Raw genomic sequence first — 6,250 nt, 5'->3', positions numbered from 1 at the left:
GATCAGGGCAGCTACCACGCCGACATACAGCGCATTCACGAAGGTACGTTGCTGGGCATGTCGTGTGAAATTGTCCTCACTGCGCAGAACGGGTGTGAGCACTTCATGCAGCCCATCGTAGGCTGCAAGGCGAATCATGACTTCGGCGGTGGTTCCTGCAGGTATATCCAGAGGAAGCACAACAGCACTGTCTGGAATCGGTCTTTGCTCGAAAGGCCGCCGGTCGCCAGTGAACCATTGATGCTTCACTTTGCCCATTCCGTCCAGCACATATACGTCGACGTAGTCCTGCAAGCTGTCCTGCATGTCCAAAAAGACCTTCTTCGCATTGGAACTGGTATTGCGCACCTTCAGTCGCACCCACCACGCACTACGCGAAATGCCATTCTGAATGGCGCTATGGGAATGGGCCTTCCAGCCCGTGCACGTGGCCTTAGCCTGATCTAGCGTCAAACGGCCTGATTCGTCTTCCATGACAAGCAGATCCCTGCCAACGGGCCTCATCTTCAGACTGTCATCCACGCGCACTTCGACAGGGTGGACGTCGCAGATCGGCTGCGCCACCATTTGAGCCTGAGACAAGCCATGGTGCATGGAGGCACAAGCCAGCAGCGCGCCCCCCAGCAACTGCCAGGCACGGCGCCAGCCGGGCCTGACCGGTGTCACGGTGGACAATTGACGGGCATGCATTGACTGCTCCTGTTGCATGACTTGTGCGGCAATCGTAGAGAGTCATGTCTAAGCATTCTCTCGCGACTAACCCCGACGCAACCCCCTCAAGCAGTGCGATTCCTCACGGGGACGTCACATTTGTGGCTCGCTGCGGCTATTCGGCCCAACTGACAAAAGAACAAAAGCAAGATCGAGCCGCCGAAACCGGACACTGCCGTGCCAATAGAATTTAGAGGCCGGTCTCTAAGTTGCTGTAGCCAACCTTGAACTGCCGAATGACTGCAACGGAACGAACGCTGCCCTCCAACGCGCAGATGCGACCGGCCGCTCCCAGCCAATTCTGTTGAAAAACTCGGTCGATCCACGGAATCGGCCCACCACTTGCACGCCCTCATCCATTGATGGAGGGGCACACCATGATGGGTCAAGCAGGCAATCAGGATCAGCTGTTCTATTCGTTCAACCTCGATGAACACGTGCCTCGCGACCATCTGTTGCGCGGCATTGATCGGTTCCTAGACCTTGGCGATCTGCGGCAGCACCTAGCACCCTTTTACAGTCACACAGGACGTCCATCGATTGATCCCGTCCTGATGGTTCGCATGCTCGTCATTGGGTATTGCTTTGGCATCCGGTCTGAACGCCGGCTATGCGATGAGGTTCACTTGAACCTTGCATACCGTTGGTTCTGTCGCTTGGGCCTCGAAGACAAGGTGCCGAACCACTCGACCTTCTCAAAGAACCGGCATGTTCGCTTCCGTCAGAGTGAAGCATTTCGACATGTCTTTGAAGCCGTATTGCGCCGTTGCATGAGTGAAGGCCTGGTTCGAGGCGAAGGCTTCGCCATCGATGCCAGCGTGATCAAAGCAGATGCCAACCGTGCTCGCGGTGTACCTGGTGCAGAGGTTGCTGGATGGCACGAGGATGGGGCATCAAGCCGAGCGGTCCGTGAATACCTTGATGCCCTTGACGCGCAGAATCCATTTGACGAGGACGCTAGCGACGAGCTGCCACCATCAACTCCGCCCAAGAGCATCTCGCTGACAGATCCAGCATCACGCTGGACTGCCGCACCTGCCGGACCCGCGTTCTTTGCTTACTCCACCAACTACCTGATTGACCTGCATGCAGGTGTGATCATGGATGTAGAGGCCACGCCCTCGCACCGATCGCAGGAGGTCGATGCCACCAAAACGATGGTGGATAGGGTAGAAGCCAGGTTCGGCGTCAAGCCACAACGTTTGGTTGGCGATACGGCTTACGGTACGGCATCCATGCTTGGATGGATGGTCCAGGAGAAAGGAATCGAGCCGCATGTGCCGGTCTGGGACAAGACCGAGCGCAAGGACAACACATTGTCCAGCAGCGACTTTGAATGGAACGAACAAGCCAACGAATACCGCTGTCCGCAAGGTCATCCGTTACGCAGCGAGTGGCGCCAGTTCACGAGCCCACGTTCACGCATCACCAAAGCCGACACCGTGATCTATCGGGCGAGTCAACACGATTGCAAGCAGTGCCCGTCGAAAGACAGGTGCTGTCAGCATGACAACCAGTGGCACAGTAAACGCCAGGCTAACCCACAGCGCCTTTGCGGGGAACTTGATCGAGCGAAACAGACGTATGCCAGGCGCCAGCCAGCCGTGATACTGAAAAAACGCGCCCATCGCGGGTGAGCCTGAACCGCCCCCCTGTCGCAGCGTAAACCGTGCCATGTTGACCTCTCGGGAAAACGCCACGCTGGCGCCCAAACGCGCCCATTGGCTCAGATATCTCTGGCAGTCTGCGCTTGTTCACTACAAGTCATTGCGCGAATTAGTTGGGTAGGCAAAGCTTAAATGGTGGCTTTCAGGGCATTTTCGCCATTGACGATGCGCCGGGGGGGCGCCCTTGATGGCGTTGCCTAGCGAAGGCTATCTCTCAGGTAAAGACGCATGCAGGTACCTGATGGCCCGGTTGCCAACATGTCAACCGTTCCGCCAAGGAGCGTCATCGCCTCTCTCACGATGTAGAGCCCCAACCCGTGGCTGACCCGACCGAGGTGATAGCCGTGAACATGTCGCTCGAAAAGTCTAGGTAGAACGTTCGCGTCAATACCAGCGCCCCTGTCGATCACATCGACATTCAGACCGCACTCCTGATCAGACTCGGAAATCTTGAGGGTAACAAGCGATTCAGCGGACGAGAAGTCCAGTGCATTTTTCAAAAGGTTGCGCAGAGCAAGTCTAAGCAGCGATGCGTCCGTGTGAAGGGTCTTGATACCAGATGTATTGACTATCTCGATACGCCAACGCTCAGTTTCGGGCATGTCCGCAGCGCTGATAGACAGCAGCATGTCAAGATCGAAATCCGCCGTCATGGGTTCCGATTGATGACTGAGTTGCGTGGCTACAGCCAGGATGTTGTTCACGCTGTTCTGTACTCCGTACAGGACGGCTTGCGCTTTTCCTATGGGATTCAGCTGATCCTGGGTACCTGACAGCTGTAGCGCCCGCTGGGCCCATTGCAGTGCGGCAGAAGCGTTGTTGATAGGTTGGCGGACCTCATGCGCCAGTACGTCCAGCATCTCGTTCCGCTCTTTCAGCAGGCGTTGAAGCTCTTGCGCGTCACGCTCCAGTTGCTCACGAGCTCGTTGCGCAAGCCGCAGTTCTTCAGCCAATCGTCTAGGCGTGATATCCAGCGCAATGACGAACACACCGAGCACTCGCCCTTCGAAGAAGTTCGGTGCAATCCGCAATTCGGTGTCCATGCGTTCGCCGCTGTCATCAACGGAAGACACCTCAAACCACTGCTCTTGGCCAGTTAGCGCAACATCAACGATGTTCTTGATCTTGCGCCACCACCCTTCACCCATGATTTCCCAGGTAAAACGCCCTGCCAGGGCTTGACCTTCGCACTTGAAGGCACGCTGGAAAGCCGTGTTCGCGAAGATGTTGCGATAGTCGTTGGTCCAATAGCTGATCCTTGCCGGTATGTTGTCCATGACAACCTGCAGGAGGTGCGCAGCCTGCCGCTGTTGCCGCTCAGCGGCATGCTTGTCGCTCACATCCTGAAGCACAGCCAGAGAACGCTTTGGGGCGCCATCCTCGGTATATTCCAACACCGCTGAGAGCAATACGTTGATGCGCTTGCCCGATTTGGTCACGTACTCATATTGCACGTTTTGACACTTGCCCTTGCTAAAGAATGCAGGGAGCTCGTGATTGACCGCGCGCTGCTGCGACTCTGGCGTCAAGAAGGATACGGAAGGCTTTCCGATGACTTCGTCTCTGCTGTATTCCATCTTCTCCAGCCACGTATCGCTCACACTCAGCAAACGCCCCGTGTGATCAATTGAGTGCAACATGGCTGGCGTTGACTCATAGAGCTGACGGTAACGACCCTCACTTTCCTTTAACGCGTCTTCAGCATTCTTTTGCGCTGTGATGTCTCTTCCGACTGAGTGAATCAATGGAGCGCGCCCATCGCATGCCGGTAGTCGGCGATTTGTCCAGGCCACCCAACGTGCGCTACCGTCTGCCAAAATCATGCGGTTGACGCCATTGGCCCGGACCACGTCATCGTCGCCCCAAGTCAGGTGCTGCCTGACAGCTTCGCGATCATCGGTATGGATGTAGTCGAACAAATTGTGCCCGGTCATGTACTTTGCCTGGCTGCCAAAGTAGTGGGCATATGCCTCGTTGACAAAGACGAGCGTGCCGTCCAGTTCCGCCAGAGAGATCAATTCTGTCTGATACTCGATCACCAACCGCTGGTTCTCTTCGCTGGCGGCGAGCTGTTGCGACAGTTGTTGGCGAGCTGCTCGTTCCTGCAATGCCTGCGCAACTGACTGGCCAAGCGCACACAAAGCTGCGATCTGTGCCTGACTCAGCTTGCGAGGGACTCGGTCTAATACACAGAGGGTGCCAACGCACTCACCGGCCTGCATCCTAAGAGGCACACCCGCATAGAAACGAATGAGGGCATCGCCAGACACGAGTGGATTGATCTTGAAGCGGGCATCTGCCCACGTGTCCTCCACTTCCATCAGTGAAGAGCCTTTGATGGTATGCGCACAAATCGCCACATCTCTGGACGTTTGATGCACGCCACTCGATCCAATAGTCGCCTTAAACCACTGCCGGTCGGCATCAATCAAAGACACCAGCGCAATCGGCGTCTCGCAAATAGCTGCCGCTGCTTGGGCCAATTGATCGTAGATAGTCTCGGGTGCAGTATCCAGGACCTTGAGTTGCGCCAGTCTTGCCAGGCGCTGGCTTTCGTTATCTGGCATCGACGCTTGAGGCATGTGAATCCACCAGACCCCTTGAGTTGCTGGATTGACAGCATACACAACAGGATTCGCCTCCCACGCAAATCAATGCCACATTGACTATGCTCAGGGCCGCACGCAGGCCCAGTGCTGCAATCGCGAATGTATGTATCCGTCGATAAGGCTCCATTCGCTGCGGTGATGGTGTTTTGTTCCGCGCTCAGGAACAGCGGGTTGCGCTGTAGTTCACAGCAATGGAACTGCTGGCTGCAGCGAACCCGGTTTTTCAGCCCTCCTTCTTCAAGGAGCGGCTATAAGCCATGACCTGACATTGGCGACAGTCACCGCGTTGTTCAACGCCGGGTCTACCGGCGACGGAGCGCGAAGTGCGCAGGGCCCGACACTAGCCACGAAAATACCGAAGGCGTGACCAGTGTTGGCGTACGCTTTGAATAGTAGTTTTGCTGTTGCGCGTAGACGGGGATGGGCAAGCGCAATTCCCCCAATGCCGTTAACTCCAGATGGTAACCAACTCGGCAATTTTGGTTGCAATAGATGCCATCGATTCCTCTGAGGAATCGAGGCCGCTTCTAGAGGCGAGCATAGGGCTTACATTTTCAAGTGCGGCATAGGTTGTGCCGTGCACGATGGGAACCAGACGGTTACCGCGAAGGAGTGCCGAAAGCTCCTTGTCCGCAACACCTTCCTTCGGAAGACGGTTGAGCAATGCTGGAGTTACAAGGACTAAGCCGATTCTTGAGGCTGCTAGGCCCTTATCGATAGCACGCATCATTGGCACACCGAGACCAAGATCTTTTTCACTGAACCAAACTTTGACGCCAGCTGCCTCGAGAAGATCATGGAGCTCTTTCGCTGCACCTTGTCGGTCGTCCCATGCGTGACAAAGAAAACAATCTCGAAGATCCGGTTTAATAACTGCTTGAGCTTCCACTGCTTCGCGGACAGGGGTAAGCGAGATCACCTGAGCCGGTGTGTAAGAGACTGATGAACCTCCGCGGGACCAGCGAGGCCGTGCACTGCTGCTCCCAAACGTCCTGCTATTACTGCTGTAGCTGCTGCCTGAAGAATACGGCGAACTGTAGCCACTGCTATAGCTGTAACCGCTTCGGTAGCCTCTGGATCCACCGCGGCACGCGGGACAATTTGCGGCCGCGCTCGAAGTGCGATGACCATTTACCGGAGCTGTACAACTTGCCATACGTTCAATCCTAGCTTTTGTTGCGCATTGCGCAGGTTGTTGAATGTGGCTTAGCGAAGAGAAGGTACGTGTTTTCGCTAAGCCAAACGCCAAGTAACAGGCTGCGA

General features: G+C 55.9%; 4 protein-coding genes. 1 reads left to right on the top strand and 3 read right to left on the bottom strand.

Translation table 11 applies throughout. The annotated features are described in order from the left end of the window. Nucleotides 1–690, bottom strand: a 690-nt coding sequence (locus tag EPO09_RS15755; protein ID WP_290644279.1) for a 7TM-DISM domain-containing protein, incomplete at its 3' end; no start/stop codon positions are given. 383 nt (nucleotides 691–1,073) lie between these two features. Between EPO09_RS15755 and EPO09_RS15750 the strand changes: the two genes are divergently transcribed. Further along, nucleotides 1,074–2,348 (top strand): IS1182 family transposase, encoded by a 1,275-nt coding sequence (locus EPO09_RS15750; protein ID WP_367200076.1) that lies wholly within the window; start codon nucleotides 1,074–1,076, stop codon nucleotides 2,346–2,348. A 227-nt stretch (nucleotides 2,349–2,575) separates the two neighbouring features. Here EPO09_RS15750 and EPO09_RS15745 read toward each other — a convergent pair whose 3' ends face one another. Both EPO09_RS15745 and EPO09_RS15740 read right to left on the bottom strand, forming a co-directional pair. Further along, nucleotides 2,576–4,960 (bottom strand): PAS domain S-box protein, encoded by a 2,385-nt coding sequence (locus EPO09_RS15745; protein ID WP_290644278.1) that lies wholly within the window; start codon nucleotides 4,958–4,960, stop codon nucleotides 2,576–2,578. Between the two features lie 475 nt (nucleotides 4,961–5,435). Next, nucleotides 5,436–5,876, bottom strand: a complete 441-nt coding sequence (locus EPO09_RS15740; RefSeq protein WP_290644277.1) for a toll/interleukin-1 receptor domain-containing protein — start codon at nucleotides 5,874–5,876, stop codon at nucleotides 5,436–5,438. Between the last annotated feature and the right edge of the window lie 374 nt (nucleotides 5,877–6,250).

The sequence above is a fragment of the Aquabacterium sp. genome (assembly GCF_004297345.1).
Lineage (GTDB): Bacteria > Pseudomonadota > Gammaproteobacteria > Burkholderiales > Burkholderiaceae_C > Aquabacterium.
This window is presented reverse-complemented; position numbering and strand designations above follow the sequence as displayed.

Bases quoted from the DNA above. Each gene is read 5' to 3' on its own strand.
- EPO09_RS15750 (WP_367200076.1), top strand. From the start codon at position 1,074: ATGGAGGGGCACACCATGATGGGTCAAGCAGGCAATCAGGATCAGCTG.
- EPO09_RS15745 (WP_290644278.1), bottom strand. From the start codon at position 4,960: ATGCCTCAAGCGTCGATGCCAGATAACGAAAGCCAGCGCCTGGCAAGA.